This is a genomic window from Corynebacterium aquilae DSM 44791 (genome assembly GCF_001941445.1).
In the GTDB taxonomy this organism is placed as follows: Bacteria; Actinomycetota; Actinomycetes; order Mycobacteriales; family Mycobacteriaceae; genus Corynebacterium; species Corynebacterium aquilae.
Map to the genome: position 1 here is coordinate 1,074,436 of NZ_CP009245.1, position 21,542 is coordinate 1,095,977.

The following is a 21,542-nucleotide window of genomic DNA, read 5'->3' on the forward strand; positions in this document are numbered from 1 at the left end:
CATGGCCACCACCGATAACACCACCCAGCCCTTGGATCCCACCGCGCCCCTGGTCGACATCAAAGACCTCCACGTCAGCTTCACCACCTCCAACGGAGTGGTAGAAGCCGTGCGCGGCGTCAACCTGACGATCTACCCCGGACAATCCGTGGCAATCGTCGGCGAGTCCGGCTCCGGTAAATCCACCACCGCCATGGCACTAATCGGCCTTCTTCCCGGCACCGGCAAAGTCACCGGCGGAGAAATCAACTTCGACGGCAAAGACCTCGCCACCTTCGACGAGAAGAAAATGCAAAGCATCCGCGGCGACCAGATCGGCCTGGTCCCGCAGGACCCGATGAGTAACCTCAACCCGGTGTGGCGCATCGGCACCCAAATCAAAGAATCGCTGCGCGCCAACAACATCGACCTCAAAGGCAAAACCGCCGACGAACGCGTCGCGGAACTGCTGGAAGAAGCCGGCCTGCCGGACGCGGCGCGACGCGCCAAGCAATTCCCGCACGAATTCTCCGGCGGCATGCGCCAGCGCGCCCTGATCGCCATGGGTCTGGCCGCCCGCCCCCGCCTGCTAATCGCCGACGAGCCGACCAGCGCGCTGGACGTCACCGTGCAACGCCAAATCCTCGACCACCTCGAGGGGCTGACCCAAGAACTCGGCACCGCCGTGCTGTTTATCACCCACGACCTCGGCCTAGCCGCCGAGCGCGCCAGCCACCTGGTGGTCATGCACCGCGGACGCGTCGTCGAATCCGGGCCCTCCCTGGAGATCCTGCAAGACCCCCAGCACCCCTACACTCAGCGTCTCGTGCAGGCCGCCCCCTCCCTGGCCTCCGCCCGCATTCGGGAAGCCAAAGCCCACGGTGAGCACGCCGACGACATCATGATGGCCAGCGAGCCCAGCTCCAACGAAACCGTCATCAAGGTCGAAAACCTCAGCAAGGAATTCCAGATCCGCGGCGCCAAAGGCGACAAGAAAACCCTCCTCGCCGTCGATGACGTGTCCTTCGACCTGAAAAAGGGCCACACCCTGGCCCTGGTGGGCGAGTCCGGCTCCGGCAAATCCACCGTCGCCAACATGGTGCTCAACCTGCTCGACCCCACCAGCGGCAAGGTGTACTACAAAGGCACCGACCTGTCGACGCTGGGCCGCAAAGAACTGTTCGACATGCGGCGCAAACTGCAGGTGGTCTTCCAAAACCCCTACGGTTCACTCGACCCGATGTACTCCATCTTCCGCTGCATCGAAGAACCGTTGAGCGTGCACAAAGTCGGCAACCGCAAAAGTCGCGAAAAACGCGTTGCGGAACTGCTCGACATGGTCGCCATGCCCCGCTCCGCGATGCGACGCTTCCCCAACGAACTATCCGGCGGACAGCGCCAGCGCATCGCCGTGGCCCGCGCGCTCGCGCTCAACCCGGAAGTCATCGTCCTCGACGAGGCGGTGTCCGCACTGGACGTGTTGGTGCAAAACCAAATCCTGCACCTGCTGGCAGACCTGCAGGAAGAACTCGGCCTGAGCTACCTGTTCATCACCCACGACCTGGCGGTGGTACGCCAAACCGCCGACGACGTGGTCGTGATGAAACAAGGCAAGGTCGTCGAACAAGGCCGCATCGACGACATCTTCGACAACCCCCAAGACCCCTACACCGAAAACCTCATCAACTCGGTTCCGGGTCTGGGCATCACCCTCGGCGCCTCCTAGCCGAGAAAACACCCCCCGGCGCACCCCGCCCCGCACTGACACCGACAACCCAGGTGACAGTGCCGGCCGGGGTGCTGCTTTTTGGGCGCGCATCGGCCGTGTGCACAGCAAATTTTGGTAAGAATAGACAAATGAAACCCCAACGCCCCACCCGTCGCGTGAGAAGTCGCCGAACCTTCGCTGCTGTCGTGTCCGTGGGGCTGAGCCTATCTGTGGCTGCGTGCGCCGCCCGCCCCGGCCCGCCACCAGTGGTCGACCCCGGCGCCCACGCCGCGCCACCACCACCGCAGGTGCAACACGTCAACCAACAGCGCAGCATCACCATCGGCATCGACAGCCTGCGCAACGGCTTCAACCCGCACCTCATAGCCGACGACGACGCGTTTACCCAAGCACTCGCCCGGCTGGTTCTCCCCAGCGCATTCGTCGACGGGGTACTCAACAAAGACCTCCTCAACGGCGCAACAGAGGTGCCCGCGGCCGCCGGGGCGGCGATGACGGTGCGCTACATCATCAACCCCGCCGCCCAATGGAGCGACGGCACCCCAATCACCGGCACCGATTTCGCCTACCTGGCCCAACAGCTAGCCAACCAGCCGGGAGTCGAAGACTCCGCCGGCTACCGCGCGATCAGCAACATCCGCACCTCCAACGGCGGCAAAACCGTCGATGTGGACTTCGACACCCCCATCAAAGACTGGACCCCACTGTTCAGTAACATCCTGCCCAGCCACCTGGTGCGAGTCCTCGACGTGCCCTTCGACCAGGTTCTCGGCGACACAATTCCCGCCAGCGGCAACCTCTACATGGTCAAAGGCGTAGACCGGGCCCGCGGACTGGTCACCCTGGCCCGCAACGACCGCTACTGGGGGCCAAACCCCGCCAAAATTGAACTACTGACCTTCAAGACGATTCGCTCCACCGCAGAAGGCTCCGAAATGCTGCGCAGTGGCCAACTGGCCGCCGCGGATCTCACCCCGGATCAAACCTCCAAAGAAAGCTACTCCCTAGTACCCGGCACCCAGGTCATCGACTACCAGCACCCGGCACGCCTAGACCTCGATTTCTCAGTCACCTCCCCGCTGTTGTCCTCGGTAGACCTCCGACGCGCCGTGGCCAGCCTGATTGATATCCCAACCGTGGCGCGCTTGGCATCCGGGCGCACCAGCGACCTCACACCGGCGCAACCCTGGCCGGGACTACCAACACCTCCACCGCAGACGGAACAAGACCAAACCCCCACAGAACAGGCAGGGGAGAACCCCACTGCCCCTAACGCCGACCCGGCAGCCCAGTCGGTAGAGAACTTAAAAAACGCCACGACGAACCGGCAGTTGGTGGTGGCAGCCGACGCATCCGACGACGTAGCCGTAGCCGCAGCACTGACGATCGCGGACGTACTGCAAGCAGCCGGCGTGCAAGCACAGCCGCTGCTCACATCCCCGGCGGCCATTTCCGCCGGAGTCAGCACCGGCACCATCGACGCGGTGGTCAGCTGGCACCGCGCAGGCACTAACCCCGTCATATTGGCATCACAGTTCCAATGCGACCATTTCACCGTCGATGACGCACGCGCGCATGCGGATGGTGCCGGTGGCCGCCCGGTCGTCCTCGACACCCCGGCCGGCGCCCAACCATCACAAACCCCCACAGGATCCGCGGACCCCGCAGTCACCTTGCTGCCGGAAGGGGATGTGGAAACCCCCACAACAACCCGCCGCACCCTAGGTGGCTGGTGCGACCCAGACACCGACGCCTTCGTGTCGCAAATGCTCGCCGGCACGGTCGATATCGCCCAGGGACGACAACACCTCGCCGAGCTATCCGGAAAACAAGCCCTATCGGTACCCCTGCTGGAGCAACAGCGCCTCTTCTTGGTCGGATCCACCATCCTCGGGCCCGCCCCAGAACTCACCCAATGGCCACTGCTCCTACCCGCCGGGCCGCTGGCGTCCGCCGGCAGCTGGACTAAAACCCAAGACACCCCAAACCGAAACACCGCACCAACGCCGGATGAGAAACAACCAAAACCCTAATCACCGGCGCCCACAAAAACCTTCGGCGCGTAGCCTAAAAACACATTCCCCCCTTGAACACGAAACACATCGAAAAGCACACGAGATGACGACATCTGAATTAGCCGGACTGAAAGTAGTCGCGGTCCACGCCCACCCGGATGACGAAGCGATCTGGACTGGCGGATTGCTCTGCGACTTAGCGCGCCGGGGCGCGCAGGTCACTGTGGTGACCTGCACCCTGGGGGAGGAAGGCGAGACCATCGGCCCGGATCTGCAGTACCTGACGGTCGATCACGCCGACCAGCTGGGCGGGTACCGCATCCAGGAACTTGCCGAGGCGCAGCGCATCCTCGGGGTGCAGCATCGTTTCCTTGGTGGTGCCGGCCGCTTTCGGGATTCCGGCATGGAAGGCTCCCCGGCGCATGCCGACCTGCGGGCCTTCGTTAACGCCGGCAGCGCCAGCGTTGATGCGCTCGATGAGATCTTGCAAGAAATCCAGCCGCAGCTCATCGTCACCTACGGGCCCGATGGCGGCTACGGCCACCCCGATCACATCGCAGCCCACAAGATCGTGCACGCCGCCAAATACACCCCGCAGCGCATCCTGTGGTGTGTGACCTCCAAGCCCATGATCCACACAGGTAGCGCCGCCATCACCGCGCCCGCTGGGTGGCGTACCGCACCGGGGGAGATCGCCTGCGTCGATACCTGGGATGTGGCCCACCCTTTAAGCCCGGAGGTTTTTGACGCGAAAATCCAGGCGATGCGGGCGCACGCCACCCAGGTGTGGATCGCCGACGGCAGACCCCACCCCTTGGGAGCTGGAAGTGCCCGGGCGATTGTCGAAGATGTAGAGGCAGCCCCTGTCGTGTGGGCGCTATCAAACCTGATCGCCCAGCCACTGACCCCGGTCGAGTACTACCAACTCGGCGCCGGTGAACCGCTACCGGACGGTGCCAATGATGTGACCGCCGGGCTCGTCGTTTAAGGTGCTTGACGTGAGCACGAAGAAAAAACGCTCAAAAGCGGCCCCCAGCACCCGCCCCGGGCAACCTGACCCGCAGCCAAACCCGCCGGCACCTGCCAGCGCGCCACAATCACGCCCCCGCTACCCGCGCGGCGAAATCGCCACCGCCATGGTGTGGCTGGGCATCGGCTCGCTGATCAGCGTGCTGCTGGAAGTCATCTATCTTGGCACCTGGTGGACACTGCCGGGTGGGGTCACAGTGGTCGCCCCATTTACCATCGTGATCGCTTTCCTGTTCACCATGGTCTTAAGTAAAACAGCCTTGCTGTGGACCAACAATCGCCTGGTAGCGGGCATTCCGCTGTGGGTGTGGTTGCTAGGATACCTAGCCCTTACTTTCTCTTCTGCCTTAAGTGGAGATACTTTAGTTCCGTCCGACGTGCGCAGCATTGGTCTGCTTCTCGCCGGACTGGCCGGCGGTGGATGGCCGCTGGTGGTGTCGATGACAAACAATCTGGAGACGGAAAACCAACAATGACCTACACAATCGCGCAGCCGTGCGTCGATGTCATGGACAAGGCATGCGTCGAAGAATGCCCGGTGGATTGCATCTACGAAGGCAAGCGCTCCCTGTACATTCACCCCGATGAGTGCGTGGACTGCGGTGCCTGCGAGCCGGTCTGCCCGGTCGAAGCCATCTTCTACGAAGACGATGTTCCGGATGAGTGGGTCGACTACAACGATGCAAACGCAGCGTTTTTCGATGACCTCGGATCCCCCGGTGGCGCCGCCAAACTCGGCGCACAAGACTTCGATCCGCCGCTGATCGCAAACCTTCCGCCGCAAGCAGAAGACTAAACACCCCGGCCCCTTTGAGTTTGGGGCACGCACCACAACCCGGTCCCGCACCACCATCAACCCCACACCAGGGCAGGTAGAGGAACCGGGTTTTCGTGTTGGCACAACCCCCACCACAGCCCCCGGAAGCTCGCGGGACAAACCCAAGATGGGGAAGTGGCATCGCGAAAGACTAGAATCAACCTGATACGTGCACGCGCCCGCAACAGCGGGCCAGCACCCACCCACACGAATCGACGAAACGCCCCGCCAACCACCCCTGGCGGTGCCTTCGGGACAGAAAAGACGAGCACATGGAACGCACACCACTGGGCAGCCGACTGCCTGACTTCCCCTGGGATTCACTGGCCACCGCCACCGCCACCGCAGCCGCCCACCCGGACGGCATCGTCAACCTGTCCGTCGGCACCCCCGTCGACGAGGTAGCCCCCAGCATCCAGCTCGCCCTGTCCGAAAACGCCGCTGCCCCCGGCTACCCACAAACCGTCGGCACACAGCAGCTGCGCCAAGCCATCGTCGATGCGCTCGCCCGCCGCTACAACATGACCGGCCTGGACATCGACTCCGTGCTGCCCGTGATCGGCACCAAGGAAGCCATCGCCTGGCTGCCCACCCTGCTGGGCATTGGCGCCGGCCACACCGTCGTCATCCCCGAGGTGGCCTACCCCACCTACGAAGTCTCCGTCCTCATGTCCGGAGCCACCCCCCAACGCGCGGACTCGCTGACCCAAATTGGGCCGGCCAAACCCACCCTGATGTTCATCAACTCGCCGTCCAACCCCACCGGCAAGGTGCTCGGCAAAGACCACCTCCGCAAGGTCGTCCAATGGGCCCGTGAACGCGGCACCATCCTGGCCAGCGACGAGTGCTACCTCGGGTTGAACTGGGGCGAAGACAAGGCATACTCCATCCTCGACCCGGAAGTGTGCGACGGTGACCACACCGGGCTTATCGCCATCCACTCCCTGTCGAAGACCTCCAATATGGCCAGCTACCGCTCCGGCTACTTCGCGGGAGATAAAAAACTCATCAAGGAACTCCTCGAAATCCGCAAGCACGCCGGCCTGATGATGCCCGGCCCCATCCAAGCGGCCACCGTCGAAGCCCTCAACGACGACATGCAGGAAGACATGCAGCGCCTGCGCTACGCCAAGCGCCGCGAAATCCTGATGAAGGCTGTCATCGACGCCGGCTTCACCGTCGACTACTCCGACGCCGGACTCTACATTTGGGCCACCCGCGGTGAAGATAGCCGCGCGACCGTCGACTGGTTTGCTTCCTTGGGCATCCTGGTCGCGCCGGGCGAGTTTTATGGCCCGAAGGGCACCAAGCATGTGCGTATCGCTTTGACGGCCAGCGATGAGCGGATTCAGGCGGCCGCGGATCGTCTCGCGCAGGCGAGCACCTAGGCTGCTGGGCTGGGCGTTTTCGCCCCGTAGAGCACCTATTCGCTTCGCTTGACGTCAAAGGGGTTTTCCACGGCAATGACAACCGAGAATTCGCAGGTTGCGCCTGCGCCAACTCCGCACCACCGCCGCGCCGGACTTTTGCAGTTTCTCAAGTTCGGTATCGTTGGTGGCTCCGGCGTGCTGGTGAACATGGCGGTCACCATCATCGTCACCAAAATCATTTTGTGGACGGCCGGCATCGTGCCCAAAGACGCGTTTTTTAACCTCCTGGGCAGCCAGTTCCACGTCCGCTGGTACCACGTGATCGTGACGATCGCGTTTTTGGTGGCCAACACCTGGAACTATCAGCTCAACCGGATGTGGACGTTTAAAGCCGACAATCGCAGGAGCTGGTGGCGGGAATTCTTTCCCTTCCTCACCACCGGTATTGGCAGTTTCTTGTTGTCGCAGATCGTGATCACCTTGCTGATGAATCCGACCTCGCCGCTGCATTTGCCGGCCGACATCTTTGACGACTCCTCCGGTGTGCGCAACATGTTCTACTGGGCCACGTTGATCAGTATCGTCGTCGCGATGCCGGTGAATTTCATCGTCAATCGCCTGTGGACTTTCCGTGGCTCCAAGGTTGCCCCCGCGGTGATTGTGGTGGATCAGCCCCCGCGCTAGCAACCTCAAGCGCCTGATAACGCAGCTTCGCCGGGATCTTCTATGTTGAAGATCCCGGCGAAGCTTTTTGTGTGGATTTTTAGTCCTCGGTGTTTTCCTCCAGGCGCTGCTGATCCTTGCGGCGCAGGAAGGACGATAGCCAGCGGGTGAAGAAGTAGGCGATGATGCCGCCGACAAGGCCGCCGACGACAACGCCGGTCATCACGCTCATCGTGTCTTCCGGATCGGTGATTAGCTGCGGGGAAAGCCCCTTGACCGCGATGGGGGCGACCATGAGGACGGCGAGAGCCACGAAGACGGTGAGGTATCCGCGGATGCTCTTGTAGTAGCTGGAGGACATTTCAGGGGAGGGGATCCGCTGGCGCATCCAATCGCCACTGATCGTGCCGACCAGCATCAAAGCGATGAAGGGGAATAGCCCCAGCCACCAGTAGCCGGCAGGAGCCAGCCAGGATACTGCGGCGCAGGAACCGGTGACAAAGATTTGTCCCAGCACCCATGCGTAGGAGTTGGATTCGTGAAAGACCTGGCGCTCGAACTCGTCCGAGTAGAGATCTTCCATGGTGCGCATCGTGGCGACGAAGGGGTATTTCATTATCTGTCCTTTCATCAGGTGGTGCGCTATGCACTCTGTGGTGGGGTGGGGGAGGTGTCGTCGGCGGGGCGGAAGAGTTCCTCGACGGTGCATCCCAGGGCGGCTGCGATGTCTAAGGCGAGGATGACGGACGGGGCGTAGTCGCCTTTTTCGATGTTGGCGATCGTTTGGCGGGTCACGCCACAGGCCTCGGCAAGCTCTGCTTGTGTCAATTCGCGCCACCGACGCATCTTGCGAACGATGTTTGCTGCCATACCCATAATGTAAAGAAGCTTTAACATTATGGCAAGGGTTTTAGGAGAATTGTCGCTGATGCTTATCCCAAAAGAATCCAACCACCCACCACAAAAAGCCACGTCAGGCATAAAAAATCACCCCGCCACCAGGCGGGGTGAAAAAACCTCAAAAAGAAGTTTTAGTTAGCGTGCAACGCCTCGTTGAGAGCAACCGCAGCAGAAGTCCACGCAACAGCCTCAATAGCGCCCGAAACAGAATTACGGCGGTAGAGAATGTTGGATGCGCCGGACAGCTCGGATGCCTTCACCGCATCGCCATCCTGCAGGCTCAAGGCCTCAGCCACCTTGCCACGCACCAAAACCTTGGAACCGGCGGTCACATACAGGCCAGCCTCCACCACGCAATCATCGCCCAGGGAGATACCACAACCAGCGTTTGCGCCCAGCAAGCAGCGCTTACCGACAGAAATCACTTCCTTGCCACCACCGGACAAGGTGCCCATGATGGAGGCGCCACCACCGACATCGGAGCCGTCGTCAACAACAACACCAGCGCTGATGCGGCCCTCAACCATGGAATTACCCAAGGTGCCGGCGTTGAAGTTTACAAAACCCTCGTGCATGACAGTGGTACCCGGAGCCAAGTGGGCGCCGAGACGGACACGGTCAGCATCACCAATACGAACGCCAGTCGGCATCACATAGTCGATCATGCGGGGGAACTTGTCGACAGAGTAGACGGTGACCTGGCCGCGCTTCTGCAAGCGGGCACGAGTCATCTCAAAACCATCGACAGCGCACGGGCCAAAGTTGGTCCACACCACGTTAGTCAGCAAACCAAACACGCCATCCAGATTCTGGCCGTGCGGGCGCACCAAACGGTGCGACAGCAAATGCAGGCGCAGGTACGCGTCGAAAGCATCCTTCGGCGCAGCGGACAGATCCTCGATCTCAGTGCGGATAGCGACACGACGAGTACCGCGGTCCTCATCGGCAACAGCCAACGCAGCAAGCTCGGCGGGAGCATCGTCGATGAAAGACGTGCCAGTGGTGGACGCATCACCCAGCTTGGGCTCCGGGAACCAGCAATCCAGAACAGTATCGTCAGCGGTCAAAGTGGCAAGGCCAATAGCGTATGCAGAAGTCATGACGGCAATGCTACCTGACCCCCACCCCACGCCCGCACCGTGCCCACCGAAAACACCTCACCGCCCAACACAGCCCGCACACACGCAGCTGGCGCTAGCGGCCGTGGAAAACCACGACGACTAGCGCCAGCGAAATCAGCTACACAAGCTTGCCCGCGGCAAAGCTGTTAAGCCACAACCGTGTCCTTGTGCTTACGGCCCGGGGACAAAAAGCTCAACGCAGCCAGCACCACGGCCAAAACAATCACAGCCACAATCTGGTTGCGCGAAGCCTCATCGAAAAGCATCAACACAGTCAAGCCGGTCAGCATGAGCACCGTCAACCACGGCAAAACAGGGTAGCCCCACATCTTTACCGGCATCTGACCATTGCACTCAGCCTCCAGCTGCGGACGCAACCGAATCTCCGCCAGAGTAATCATGAACCAAATAACCACCAGGCAGCCACCGACAGCGTTAAACAAAATGCCGATCAGCTCCTTTTGGTCCGAGAACTGCAACGCCACCGAAGCAAAAGCGAAAAACACCGACAACAACACAGCATTCGTCGGCACACCATCACCCTTGGTACGAGCAAACACAGCCGGGGCGTTACCACGCTTAGCCAGCGAATACACGAAACGCGAGGTGCCATAAATCTGGGCGTTGAAAGCACTGAGCAAGCTGAGCACAATCACAGCCTCCATGAAACCAACCACGCCCGGAATATGAGCCATGCCCAAAATGATGGTGAACGGGGAATCCGCCGCGGAATCCGCAGCCCCAATCATGTCGTAGGGCAGCAGGAAACAAATCACCAGCACCGCGCCCAAGTAGAACAAAGAAATACGCCAAATAGTGGAGCGAATAGCGGTCTTAACGGACTCTGCCGGCTTATCAGACTCCGCGGCAGCAATCGTGACAATCTCAATGCCACCAAAGGCGAAAGCAACAGCCAGCAAACCGCCGGCAACACCAGCAATGCCATTGGGCATGAAACCATGATCGCCAATGAAATTGCTCAAGCCCACCGGCTCAGAGCCCGGAAGCAGACCGAAAATCAGCAGCACGCCGATGATCAGGAAGAACGCAATCACCGCGATCTTGATAAAAGCGAACCAGAACTCGAACTCGCCAAAACCGCCCACGGCGGCCAGGTTGATGATGGAGAACAAAATCACGCACACCAGCGCGGGAATCCACGGCTCAATACCGAACCAGTGGCCCATGATGGCGGAAGCGCCCGTCATCTCGGCACCCATCACCATGGTGAGCATGAACCAGTACATCCAGCCGAGCATGAAGCCCGCCCAGTGGCCAAAGGCCATCTCACCATAGGTGGAAAAAGAACCCGATGCGGGACGTACCGCAGCCATCTCGCCGAGCATCTGCATCACAAAGACGACGATGGCGCCCGCGAAAATGTACGCCAAAAGGACTGCGGGGCCGGCAATTTGAATACCGACGCCAGTGCCGAGGAACAAGCCGGCACCGATCGCCGAGCCCAAGCCCATCATCGTCAGGTGACGAGTTTTCAGGCCAGTGCCCAGCTCAGTGTTGGGAGTTTTGGTGTTGGTCATGCACAAAGACTAACCGCAACCTGCGCGCCAGGTGAATTATCCCTGGCAATTCCCTTGGAGAAACCACCCCCGCGGGGGGAGAAAATACATAGTGTTCAGCATCGGTGCTGAAATCCAGCACGCATAAGGGGGTATCCACACAATGCGAATACCCCTACCCCACGCGACGACGGCCCCCACTGGCCAGCAGACAACCGCCCAAAAAACCTACACCGCGCGGCGCGCCACCACTTCCGCGCGACCTGGCTCCATCACCAGTTGCCAATCAGACTGGCCCGCAATCGACTGGGCAGGCGCCAAGGTCATCGTGTCCGGGAAATACAGCATGGTATCCGGCTCCACAATCACATTGTTATCAACATGGCAGTTATCGCCCAAAGGAAGATCAATCACCCCGGAGCTCACCCCAAAAGTGCAATTACGACCCACCATCAACGACGGCCGATTGTTGTTCTCATCGGCACGGGTCATCACCGTCGCCGACAAACCCACCTTGGTTCCTTCACCCAAGACCACACCGAAGGAAAGACGCCCCTCAATCTTGGCTGGCCCCAAAGAACCCGAATTCAACGACACAAAGCCTTCACGCAACACCCGGGTGCCGGGAGCCAAATACGCGCCCAAGCGCACCCGCTCAGCCTCCGCAATCCGCACCCCAGAAGGCACCACATAATCCACCATGCGGGGAAGGCGATCAACCGCATACACGTGAATCAAACCCCGGGAACGCAGGGAAGTGCGCACCGACTCAAAATTATCCGGCAGACACGGGCCCTTGTTCGTCCACACCACAGTCTCCAGGAGATCTAAAGCGCCCTCCATGTTGATCTGCAGCGGCTGCGCCAAACGATGCGACAGCAAATGCAGGCGCAAATACACATCGTGAGCATCCACCGGAGGCAGCGCCAAAGACTCAATATCGGTGCGCACCGCAATCTGCTCGACCATGCGGTCCTCATCAAGCTTGACCAAAGACAACATCTTCGGCGACAAGTGCTGTGCCCCAAGGCGCACCGTGCGGGATCCAGAAACCTCCCCCGGCTCCGTCAACGTGGGGTGCGGGAACCACGTATCCAACACCGTCCCATCCATAGCGATATTGGCGATTCCGATAGCACTAGCACCCTGATTCAACATATAAGCCAGTCTATTACGAGCAGCCCAGCAGAATCACGCCACCACCATCCCGCGCCAGACTAAGCAGGCAAAAGCAAGCCACCAAGGGCGACAACAGTCCGTGGTATGCCCAAACACTAAAGCGTGCGCATCGCATTGATCACCACATCGCTAAACCGAGGGCATTAGGCTTGGAAGAATTATGAACCGCACAGACTCCACTTCGACCACCCCAAACCAGCTCGACCTGCTGGCCGACCCAGTAGAACTCACCCGGCAGCTGGTCGATATCGAAAGCCCCTCCCACCACGAGGAGGCCATCGCAGACGCCATCGAAGATGCACTGCGCCAACAGTGCCCCGGCATTGAGGTTGTTCGTTTCAACAACAACGTCATGGCCCGTACCAATCTCGGCAAACCCACCCGCGTGATTCTTGCCGGTCACATCGATACTGTGCCCATCGCCGACAATGTGCCATCTCACGACGACACCGTGGACGGCGAAGATGTCATCTTCGGGTGTGGCACCGTCGATATGAAAAGCGGCGACGCCGTGTTCCTCAACGCCCTGGCCCAGCTGTCCACCACAGGCACGCTGGAACGCGACATCACCCTCATCATGTACGAAGGCGAAGAAGTTGCCGCCCGCTACAACGGCCTCGGCCACATCGCAGCCGAACATTCCGAATGGTTGCGCGGCGACGTCGCCATTCTCGGCGAACCCTCCGGCGCGGTCATCGAGGCCGGCTGCCAAGGCACCATTCGAGTAAAAGTCACCGCCCACGGCGTGCGGGCGCATTCCGCTCGCGCCTGGATGGGCACCAACGCCATGCACGTACTTTCGCCCGTCATCGCCCGCGTTGCCGCCTACCAGCCCGAACGCATCACCATCGACGGCTGCGAGTACCGCGAGGGGCTCAACATCGTCAAATGTGAATCCTTCGTCGCCACCAACACCATCCCCGACGAAGCCTGGATGTTCGTCAACTACCGCTTCGCACCAAACAAAACCCTCGACGAAGCCATGCAGCACCTTGAAAACGTCCTCGACCTCGACGAGCGCTACACGCTCGACGTCGACGACGCGGTCTCCGGGGCACTACCCGGGTTGGCACAACCCGCCGCCGCAGAACTCGTCGCCGCCACCGGCGGAAACTTCCGCGCAAAATACGGCTGGACCGACGTTTCCCGATTCGCCGACCTCGGCATCCCCGCCGTCAACTTCGGCCCCGGCGACCCCGCCCTGTGCCACAAAAAAGACGAACACTGCCCGACCGCAATGATCAGCGACGTCTCCCGCACCCTGATGAGCTACCTCAGCGCCCAGTAGCGGCCACCCCACCTTGGGCCATCGGCGGTATCCTCGCCCCTGGCCCGTCTTTTTGCGCACAAGGAAAACAACACCATGGATAATTCCCGCCCAGACAACGTCAAAATGTGGCTCCGCGGCCCCGTCATGCACCGCAACGGCGGCAAACAGGAATCCACCACCGACCAACGCCTCCTCGACGAGCAATGCTCCACCGACTGGCTGCACTCCGACCCCTGGCGTGTGCTGCGTATCCAATCCGAATTTGTCAATGGTTTCGGCGCCCTTGCCGAACTGCCCAGCGCAGTCACCGTTTTCGGTTCCGCCCGCATCAAACAGGACCACCCCTATTACGCGCTGGGTCGTGAACTCGGCGAAAAGCTCTCCGCCGCCGACTACGTCGTCATTACCGGCGGCGGCCCTGGCTTGATGGAAGCCCCCAACCGGGGCGCCATGGAAAACGGCGGACTATCCGTCGGCCTGGGCATCGAGCTGCCGCACGAGCAACACCTCAACGACTACGTCCAACTGGGCTTAAACTTCCGCTACTTCTTCGTCCGCAAAACCATGTTCCTGAAATACTCCCAGGCCTTCGTCTGTCTGCCCGGAGGCTTCGGAACCCTGGATGAACTCTTCGAAGCGCTGTGCATGGTCCAAACCCAAAAAATCACCAACTACCCAGTGGTACTTATCGGCACCGAATTCTGGGGCGGGCTGATTGACTGGATCACGCAACGGCTCCTCGCCGAAGGCATGATCTCCGACAAAGACCTCGACCTGTTCATCGTGACCGACTCCGTTGACGAAGCCGTCGCCCACATCCAAAAAGTCCACAGCCAAATGCGCGACGCCGCTAACCACACAGACCAGGACTGATAACCCATGGCCATCATCCTCGGCATCATCATCGTCCTCGTTGCCTTCGCCATCACCTTCGTGCTGATCGGATTCGTTCAACGCCTCAGCGCCGGCGAGGTCGCCCCCTATGAGGACACCCGCCATACCTCGGCGCAACGCATCCAAGACAACGCCGAAGCGCTTGCCACCGCCAACTACGACGGACTCAGCTTCGACATCACCACCCGTGGCTACGACACCGCGCAGGTCGACGCCGTCATTCAAGGACTACGCGCACAACTCGCGGCGCATGCCACCTCAGCTTCAGCCGTCGAATCCACCCCCGCAGTCCCCGCAATGCCCGCCCGGTCGCAGACCCCACCGGCGAGCACGCCCTGGGGCAGCGACGATGAGGTCAAGCCCGTTGACTTCACCGTCATGGAAGAAACCGACCGCCCCAGCGAGAACTAAACCCACAGGGTGAAAGACAAGGCGCAGGTCACACCCGTAAACCCCTACGCGCACTGCGCAAGTAGGGGTAAACTCGATGCCGTTACGTGCACGTATTTTCTTGAAAGATCGACAACGTACAGAAAGCTCACAGCACAAGCTCGCAGCACACCGCCCAGGCCAACGCTGAGCTCGACGTCGCGGAACCGATCTCGCTCTATGTGTTTGACTAAAAATCTTAAAAAAATTTGTGAAGTGAAGGAGCGTCGGTTGCTATGGCAGCGATGAAACCCCGTACCGGTAACGGTCCTATGGAAGCAGCGGAAGAGGGACGCAAGATCGTCATGCGCATCCCCACCGACGGTGGCGGACGACTGGTCGTCGAAATGAACAAGGAAGAAGCCGCCGAACTCGGCGCACTTCTGGTCGAAGCTTCCCAATAGTTGCACCGCACCCCACGGTCCGACACCCCCGGCGCCCGCACAGGGCCCGGGGGTGTCGTCTACTCCAGCCTCCGGGGTGCGGGGTTATGCGGGGCGCATGCGTTCGCCTCCGTCGGGAGTTTTGTAGGATAGTGTCCACCCCGCACGCGGCCGTGAAAAAGTCACCGCTCGCGTCAGCGGTGCGCCACAAGCGACACCGCCCCAGCGGGGAGAGAAAAAACCCTTGTCTTTTATGGGAGAGTGTGAAAGTCGTGCTGACCGATATCGTTGATGTGCTGGCGACCCCTGGCGATTTTCAACCGCTTTCCATGGCCGATGATGGCTTGTCCCTCGTTGCCGCCGACGGCCGCAGCTTTCCGATCAACGAATCGGGCTACGTCACCATCGCCGGCGCCGAAGGTTTGCGCTACCAGGGCGACGATGCGGAGATGATCTCTGCCCGCGAGGCGTTTTTGTCCCGCGGCCACTACGCCACCTTCGTCGAAGCGGTCACCGCTGCCGTCCACGACGCTCTGGACGATGCTGGCGTTGATGACGACGCCTCGCCCGTACTGCTTGAGGTGGGCGCCGGCACCGGCTACTACCTATCCCACAGCCTGGACTCCATTCCCGGTTCCACCGGTGTGGGTATCGATGTGTCGCTGCCGGCAGCGTCAATCCTTGCGCACTGCCACCCGCGGGTGGGTGCGGTTGTTGCTGATGCGTGGGCGCAGCTGCCGCTGAAGGACAACAGCGTCGATGTTATTGCGGTGGCGTTCGCTCCCCGTAATGCCTCGGAGTTTGCCCGCGTCCTTAAGCCAGGAGGCCAGGTCGTCGTTCTGACCGACGTGCCGGGGCACCTGTTGGAGTTGCGTGAGCCGCTCGGCATTACCGACGTGGAGGAAGGCAAACTGGAACGCCTGATCGATCAGGCCTCCAGCCACCTCACCCCGATTGCGGAGCCGGAAATCATCGAATTCCCGATGACCCTGGATCAGCAGTCCATTGCCGCCCAGATCGGGATGAGCCCCTCGGCGCGGCATATCCACCCTGATGTTTTGGGTCGTCGCATTGCTGCGCTTCCGGATCACATGACGGTTACTGCGCGGGCCGCGATTTTGCGGTTTGCTGCCCGCTCCGAGGAAAACTAGGCACCAAAACCATTCACGGGTGGCGCCCTCACAATTGTGGGGGCGCCACCCGTGTTTTTTTAGCTGCCGGTGTGGGCTAGAGATTTCGCAGTGGTGTTTGGGCGGAAATGATGTCGCTGTGCAGAATCTTTGCGCCCCCGGTGGTGCTGGCTGTGATGACTGGTTCGCCGGAGAAATCGATGCGGCTGGCCATGGCCACCACACCGCCGTCGGCGAATACTTCGATGGTGCAGCCGTCGACGATGACGGTGAGGGTATCGGAGTCCGCGGCAATCAGGGGAGCGACGGCCGGCGCGTTGTCGTTGCCTTCGACTGTTGCGCCACGCTCCAGGGTGAGGGTGTCTCCAGCGTGGGTGACAGTGGCGGCAACTTTTCCGGTGTCATCGGCAACGGTGACGGTGACACTGCCGGTGCTGGTGTCGATCAGCCCGGTCCATGCGGCGGCCCTGGCGCTGGTGGTGATGGCGGCCCTTAAGCCCGGGGTGGGGGTTTGGTAGAGGGTGCCGTCCTGCAGTGTTGCTTGGCGGGGTAGGGACAGGCAGTTGGCCCAGCCCTCGGTGTCGAGGGTGGCGTGCGCGCTGCCGTCGTCGAAGCGCCCGGCCCCGTTGAGTAGGCCGAAGATGGTGGCGGTGTCGAAGGTTTCGTCGCCGATGACGTTGGTGTTGCGGGGCCGGGTGAAGTCGTGGCCATAGTCGATGGGGCGGAAGCCATGGGTGACGGTGAAGGTGGTGCCTTCGAGGTTTCCCACGAGGTAGCCGGTGTGATCCCGGTTGCCTTCTTCGACGGTGGTGATGAAGATGTCGCAGAGTTGTTCTGTGACTTCGTCGCGCAGGCGAATCAGGCGCGGGCTGACCAGGCGGGTGCCTTTTGCGATCCCGGTGTCGCCGACAAAGTCGATGGCGCCGTCGCAGGTGAAGCGTTGGCCGTCGGCGGAGGAGGCGAGCAGCATGCGGGAGGCGCCATGGTCGTCGTCGGCGCACAAGAGCATGCGCCACTGCCCGTCGATTGCCGGCAGTACGCAAGGGGAGCGCAGCCGGGAGTAGCCGGGGATGTCGTCGATGATGGGGCCTTGGATGTGGACGGTGTCGTCGACGGCGAAGATGTCATCGTCGAGGTGTTCGACGGTGTCTGAGAGGTCCTCAATAATTGCCCGGGTCAGCGCGGTGGTGGTGGGGGTGGCGCTGGTGAAGTAGAGAGCGGCACCCGCAGCGTGGGGGACTGCTGATCCGGCCCAGATGTTGGTGTCTTCGGTGGCGTTGTCCAGCGATGAGCTGGCGATGACGTCGGTGCAGACGTCCCAGTCGTAGGCGTGCCCGAAGCTGACTTGGTGTGCCCAGCGGGAGGGGCTGTCGGGGGTGGGCCGGTATTGGTGGAAGATGTGCCAGGTGTCGCCGGCAACGATGGCGCCGGCTGGCGCGTTGAGGACACCTGTCTCGGCTGTGATGTGCAGTTCGGGGCGTTGGGGGCGATAAACCATGGCTATTGTTTGACCTCCGTGGTGTGGAGTTGTTGGTCGAGATCTTCGGGGCTGAGTTCAGCGCGGGAGAAGTCGTGGGTGAGCGGGAGTCGTAGTTTGAGGTCGGTGGCGGGGCACACTTCGATGGTGGCTTCGCCGACGGTGAAGTCGAGGATGTGGCCGCCGCGGGTGCGGTCGTCGTCGATGAAGTGCACGTGGCAGCCGGGGACCGAGATTCCTTTTTCGTAGACGGGGGTGCGGAATCCGGCGATGACTCCGGTGATGTCGGTGAAGGTGTGTTCGGCGTCGTCCCCGGTGGCGTCGACCATGGGGCGGTAGGGGCGCTGTTGTTTGGTCACGGTGCGCACTTTGACGAAATCAAAGCGGCCGGTGATGCGTAGCGCGTACATGTAGTTTTTTGAGGGCAGCAGGGAGTCGATGAACGTGGACAGGTCCGCGCGGACGGTGCCGGCCGGTGCTGTTCTTACGATGCGGGGCACGAAGTTGGTGGCTACTGCGAAGGGGCTGCGTTGGGTGAGGTCCGCAACGGTGGCGGTGCCGTCGCCGCGCAGTTGGTAGCAGGTGCCGTCGATGATGACCATTTCTCCGTCGAGGGCGTCGAAGGTGCCCAGCCCAAAGTTGCCGTGCCCGAGCAGCTCGCTGACGGTCATTTCGCCGTCGTAGATGCCGTCGAGGAGGGCGGACATGAGGGAGTTTTGGAAGATCGTGTGCCGTTCAATCGGCAAAGTGCTGTTGGCGCTCACCTGGCCTACCCTAGTGATTTATTGATTGACGTGTCGGGGAACACGCTGTGTGGGGTGGGGGAGGTGTGGGGATAAAAGTGATCCCTTGCCGCGCCCCGTGGGCGGGGTGGGGCGGCAAGGGATGGCCTGTTTTTGGGCTGGGTCTAGAGCAGTGTCTTGTACACCTGGATGGTTTGTTCTGCGATGGCGGCCCAGGAGAAATCGGCGACGGCGCGGGCGCGGCCGGCTTCGCCGTAGGCGGTGGCCTTGGCGGTGTTGGCGACCAGGTCGTTGATGGCGGAGGCTAGGCCGGCTTCGAATTGTTCTGGCTTGGTTTCGTCGTAGTGCACCAGGGTGCCGGTTTCGCCGTCGACGACGACCTCGGGGATGCCGCCGACGTCGCTGGCGACGACGGCGGTGCCACAGGCCATGGCTTCGAGGTTGACGATGCCGAGGGGCTCGTAGATGGAGGGGCAGGCGAAGACGCTGGCGGCGCTGAGGATTTCTTGGATCTGGTCGCGGGGGCGCATGTCTTTGACCCAGAACACCCCGTCGCGTTGCTTCCGCAGCCCGTCGACGAGTGCGGTGACTTCTGCTTCGATTTCGGGGGTGTCGGGTGCGCCGGCGCACAGTACGAGCTGGATGTCTTTGTCGAAGCTTTGGGCTGCGCGCACCAGGTGGGCGACGCCCTTTTGGCGGGTGATGCGCCCGACGAAGGCGACGATGGGGCGGCTGGGGTCGACGCCGAGTTCTTCGAGCACGGAGGTTTCGGCGTGGTCGAAGGTGGGGCGGGGCTGCCACAGTTGGGTGTCGATGCCGTTGAGGACCACGTGGATCTTGTCGGCGTCGACGCGCGGGTAGGCCTCGAGGACGGCGTCTTTCATTTTGGCGGAGACCGCAATGACTGCGTCGGCGTATTCGAAGGCGTTGCGTTCGGACCAGGAGGAGACTTCGTAGCCGCCGCCGAGCTGTTCGCGTTTCCAGGGGCGGTGGGGTTCGAGGGAGTGGGCGGTGACGACGTGGGGGATGCCGTAGAGGCGTCCGGCGAGGTGCCCGCCGAGCCCGGTGTACCAGGTGTGGGAGTGGACGACGTCGGCGTTGCCGGCTGCGTCGGCCATGCGCAGTCCGGTGGACAGGGTTTTGATGGCGGGGTTGGCGTTGTCTAGGCCGGGGTCGACGCCGTAGACGTAGACGTCTTTTTCGTCGCGGGGTTTGCCCATGCAGTGGACGTCGACGTGTTCTAGCTGGCGCATGTAGCGCACGAGCTCGGCGACGTGAACGCCGGCGCCGCCGTAGATCTCCGGTGGGTACTCCTTGGTCATCATTGCAACTCGCATACCTTCTAGCGTATGCCGGCGACCGGGTGTAGCGCTTCAACTAATCCCCAAAGCAGCTATGAACAAAATCACAAAACCCCCTACGCTGTGACGTATGCCCCTAATGGGAATGAAGTTCGCACATTCCCCGGCAAAACCGCACGTACATCACTAGCGTTAGAAGACGTGAGAGCCCAACCGCATGTCCTAGCCATCGTCCTCGCTGGCGGCGAGGGGAAGCGTCTATTTCCCCTGACCGCCGACAGGGCTAAACCCGCCGTCCCCTTTGGAGGCACCTATCGTCTGATTGACTTCGTGTTGTCGAATCTCGTCAACGCGGGGTACATGCAGATTTGTGTGCTGACCCAGTACAAGTCCCACTCGCTGGACCGCCACATTTCCCAGTCGTGGCAGCTGTCCGGCCTGGCAGGGCAGTACATCACCCCTGTCCCCGCCCAGCAGCGCCTGGGTAAGAGGTGGTTCACTGGATCCGCCGATGCGATTCTGCAGTCCCTGAACCTGATTTACGACGAGGATCCCGATTACGTCATCGTTTTCGGCGCTGACCACGTCTATCGCATGGATCCGAAGCAGATGGTCGATGAGCACATCGCCTCCGGCGCGTCGGTGTCGGTCGCGGGCATCCGCGTTCCGCGCTCTGAGGCCAGCGCTTTCGGCTGCATCCAGTCCGATGAGAGCGGCACCATTACTGAGTTCATCGAAAAGCCCGCCGACCCGCCGGCTACTCCCGACGATCCGGACATGACCTACGCGTCGATGGGTAACTACGTTTTCACCACCAAGGCCCTCATTGAGGCGCTGAAGGAGGATGCAGAAAACGAAGACTCTGAGCACGACATGGGTGGCGACATCATCCCGTACTTCACCAAAAAGGGTGAAGCCCACGTCTATGACTTCATGGCGAACAAGGTTCCCGGTGCTACCGACCGTGACCGCGGCTACTGGCGCGACGTTGGTACCATCGACGCCTTCTATGAGGCGCACATGGATCTCATCAGCGTCCACCCGGTGTTCAACCTGTACAACCGCTCGTGGCCGATTCACAACACCGACGACGGCAATCTGCCCCCGGCAAAGTTTGTCGCTGGTGGTATCGCGCAGTCCTCGATGGTGGCTTCCGGCTCCATCATTTCCGCGGCTACCGTGCGTAACTCCGTGGTGTCCAACAACGTCTACGTTGAGGAAGGCGCGACGGTGGAGGGCTCGGTGCTGATGCCGGGTGTCCGCATTGGTAAGGGAGCGGTGGTGCGCCACGCGATTTTGGATAAGAACGTGCGCGTCTCCGATGGTGAGTTCATCGGCGTCGACCACGAGCGCGACGCACAGCGCTTCAAGATCAGCCCCGGTGGCGTGGTCTGTGTCGGCAAAAACGAAGTCGTCTAAACGCTGCTAGCGCGCCACACAAAACTGGCGGCAAGTCCCACAATGGTTGGGGCTTGCCGCCAGTGGTGTTTTCACGGGCCTTTTGGGCGCTAATTCCACGAACAGGCCAGGACCCTTAAAGCAAAGGGGCAAGGCCTCTCGGGGCGGGCGGTGGTGGATGTGAAAAAAGCTTGGGGT

Annotated in this window: 21 protein-coding genes; 13 read left to right on the top strand and 8 right to left on the bottom strand. The window is 61.4% G+C overall.

Annotated features, from left to right (window positions below):
- The first annotated feature begins 1 nt into the window (after nt 1).
- From CAQU_RS04550 to CAQU_RS04580, 7 genes are all read left to right on the top strand, one after another.
- On the top strand, nt 2-1,705 hold the full coding sequence (locus tag CAQU_RS04550; protein ID WP_075725617.1) for an ABC transporter ATP-binding protein: 1,704 nt from the start codon (nt 2-4) through the stop codon (nt 1,703-1,705).
- A gap of 131 nt (nt 1,706-1,836) precedes the next feature.
- Nucleotides 1,837-3,741: an ABC transporter family substrate-binding protein gene (locus CAQU_RS04555; RefSeq protein WP_075725619.1), complete on the top strand. Its 1,905-nt coding sequence runs from the start codon at nt 1,837-1,839 to the stop codon at nt 3,739-3,741.
- A gap of 85 nt (nt 3,742-3,826) precedes the next feature.
- Nucleotides 3,827-4,711, top strand: a complete 885-nt coding sequence (mshB, locus tag CAQU_RS04560) for an N-acetyl-1-D-myo-inositol-2-amino-2-deoxy-alpha-D-glucopyranoside deacetylase (protein ID WP_075725621.1) — start codon at nt 3,827-3,829, stop codon at nt 4,709-4,711.
- A 136-nt stretch (nt 4,712-4,847) separates the two neighbouring features.
- Nucleotides 4,848-5,228 carry a hypothetical protein gene (locus CAQU_RS04565; RefSeq protein WP_075728382.1) on the top strand — a complete coding sequence of 127 codons (381 nt, stop codon included), beginning with the start codon at nt 4,848-4,850 and terminating at the stop codon, nt 5,226-5,228.
- Nucleotides 5,225-5,548: a ferredoxin gene (fdxA, locus tag CAQU_RS04570; protein WP_075725623.1), complete on the top strand. Its 324-nt coding sequence runs from the start codon at nt 5,225-5,227 to the stop codon at nt 5,546-5,548. The genes CAQU_RS04565 and fdxA overlap by 4 nt, the downstream gene beginning before the upstream one ends.
- A 293-nt stretch (nt 5,549-5,841) precedes the next feature.
- Entirely contained in the window at nt 5,842-6,957 is a 1,116-nt protein-coding gene (dapC, locus tag CAQU_RS04575) for a succinyldiaminopimelate transaminase (RefSeq protein ID WP_075725625.1), read from the top strand.
- Between the two features lie 75 nt (nt 6,958-7,032).
- Nucleotides 7,033-7,623, top strand: a complete 591-nt coding sequence (locus CAQU_RS04580) for a GtrA family protein (RefSeq protein ID WP_075725627.1) — start codon at nt 7,033-7,035, stop codon at nt 7,621-7,623.
- A gap of 79 nt (nt 7,624-7,702) precedes the next feature.
- Here the strand turns inward: CAQU_RS04580 and CAQU_RS04585 are convergent, their stop codons facing one another.
- From CAQU_RS04585 to CAQU_RS04605, 5 genes are all read right to left on the bottom strand, one after another.
- Complete coding sequence (locus CAQU_RS04585; RefSeq protein WP_075725628.1) at nt 7,703-8,218, bottom strand: hypothetical protein; 516 nt, start codon at nt 8,216-8,218, stop codon at nt 7,703-7,705.
- 26 nt (nt 8,219-8,244) lie between these two features.
- Nucleotides 8,245-8,472 (bottom strand): helix-turn-helix transcriptional regulator, encoded by a 228-nt coding sequence (locus CAQU_RS04590; RefSeq protein ID WP_245797296.1) that lies wholly within the window; start codon nt 8,470-8,472, stop codon nt 8,245-8,247.
- A gap of 161 nt (nt 8,473-8,633) precedes the next feature.
- Nucleotides 8,634-9,602 carry a 2,3,4,5-tetrahydropyridine-2,6-dicarboxylate N-succinyltransferase gene (dapD, locus tag CAQU_RS04595; protein ID WP_075725632.1) on the bottom strand — a complete coding sequence of 323 codons (969 nt, stop codon included), beginning with the start codon at nt 9,600-9,602 and terminating at the stop codon, nt 8,634-8,636.
- A gap of 167 nt (nt 9,603-9,769) precedes the next feature.
- Nucleotides 9,770-11,161, bottom strand: a complete 1,392-nt coding sequence (locus CAQU_RS04600; RefSeq protein WP_075725634.1) for an amino acid permease — start codon at nt 11,159-11,161, stop codon at nt 9,770-9,772.
- A 207-nt stretch (nt 11,162-11,368) separates the two neighbouring features.
- On the bottom strand, nt 11,369-12,298 hold the full coding sequence (locus CAQU_RS04605) for a DapH/DapD/GlmU-related protein (RefSeq protein WP_075725636.1): 930 nt from the start codon (nt 12,296-12,298) through the stop codon (nt 11,369-11,371).
- Nucleotides 12,299-12,479: 181 nt separating this feature from the next.
- On the opposite strand from CAQU_RS04605, the gene dapE reads away from it, so the two are divergent.
- From dapE to CAQU_RS04630, 5 genes are all read left to right on the top strand, one after another.
- Entirely contained in the window at nt 12,480-13,607 is a 1,128-nt protein-coding gene (gene dapE / locus CAQU_RS04610; RefSeq protein WP_075725638.1) for a succinyl-diaminopimelate desuccinylase, read from the top strand.
- A 75-nt stretch (nt 13,608-13,682) separates the two neighbouring features.
- A complete protein-coding gene (locus CAQU_RS04615; RefSeq protein WP_075725640.1) occupies nt 13,683-14,462 on the top strand; it encodes an LOG family protein in 780 nt (259 codons plus the stop codon).
- A gap of 6 nt (nt 14,463-14,468) precedes the next feature.
- On the top strand, nt 14,469-14,894 hold the full coding sequence (locus CAQU_RS04620; protein ID WP_075725642.1) for a hypothetical protein: 426 nt from the start codon (nt 14,469-14,471) through the stop codon (nt 14,892-14,894).
- 254 nt (nt 14,895-15,148) lie between these two features.
- Nucleotides 15,149-15,316, top strand: a complete 168-nt coding sequence (locus CAQU_RS04625; RefSeq protein WP_075725644.1) for a DUF3117 domain-containing protein — start codon at nt 15,149-15,151, stop codon at nt 15,314-15,316.
- A gap of 251 nt (nt 15,317-15,567) precedes the next feature.
- Entirely contained in the window at nt 15,568-16,446 is an 879-nt protein-coding gene (locus CAQU_RS04630; RefSeq protein WP_075728384.1) for a methyltransferase domain-containing protein, read from the top strand.
- A 76-nt stretch (nt 16,447-16,522) separates the two neighbouring features.
- Here the strand turns inward: CAQU_RS04630 and CAQU_RS04635 are convergent, their stop codons facing one another.
- The 3 genes from CAQU_RS04635 to glgA form a co-directional block, all read right to left on the bottom strand.
- Nucleotides 16,523-17,923, bottom strand: a complete 1,401-nt coding sequence (locus tag CAQU_RS04635) for a GH32 C-terminal domain-containing protein (RefSeq protein ID WP_075725646.1) — start codon at nt 17,921-17,923, stop codon at nt 16,523-16,525.
- Nucleotides 17,924-17,925: 2 nt separating this feature from the next.
- On the bottom strand, nt 17,926-18,666 hold the full coding sequence (gene budA / locus CAQU_RS04640; RefSeq protein ID WP_075725648.1) for an acetolactate decarboxylase: 741 nt from the start codon (nt 18,664-18,666) through the stop codon (nt 17,926-17,928).
- A 143-nt stretch (nt 18,667-18,809) separates the two neighbouring features.
- On the bottom strand, nt 18,810-19,982 hold the full coding sequence (gene glgA / locus CAQU_RS04645; RefSeq protein WP_075725650.1) for a glycogen synthase: 1,173 nt from the start codon (nt 19,980-19,982) through the stop codon (nt 18,810-18,812).
- Nucleotides 19,983-20,147: 165 nt separating this feature from the next.
- On the opposite strand from glgA, the gene glgC reads away from it, so the two are divergent.
- Nucleotides 20,148-21,365 (top strand): glucose-1-phosphate adenylyltransferase, encoded by a 1,218-nt coding sequence (gene glgC, locus CAQU_RS04650; RefSeq protein ID WP_075725652.1) that lies wholly within the window; start codon nt 20,148-20,150, stop codon nt 21,363-21,365.
- Nucleotides 21,366-21,542 lie beyond the last annotated feature (177 nt).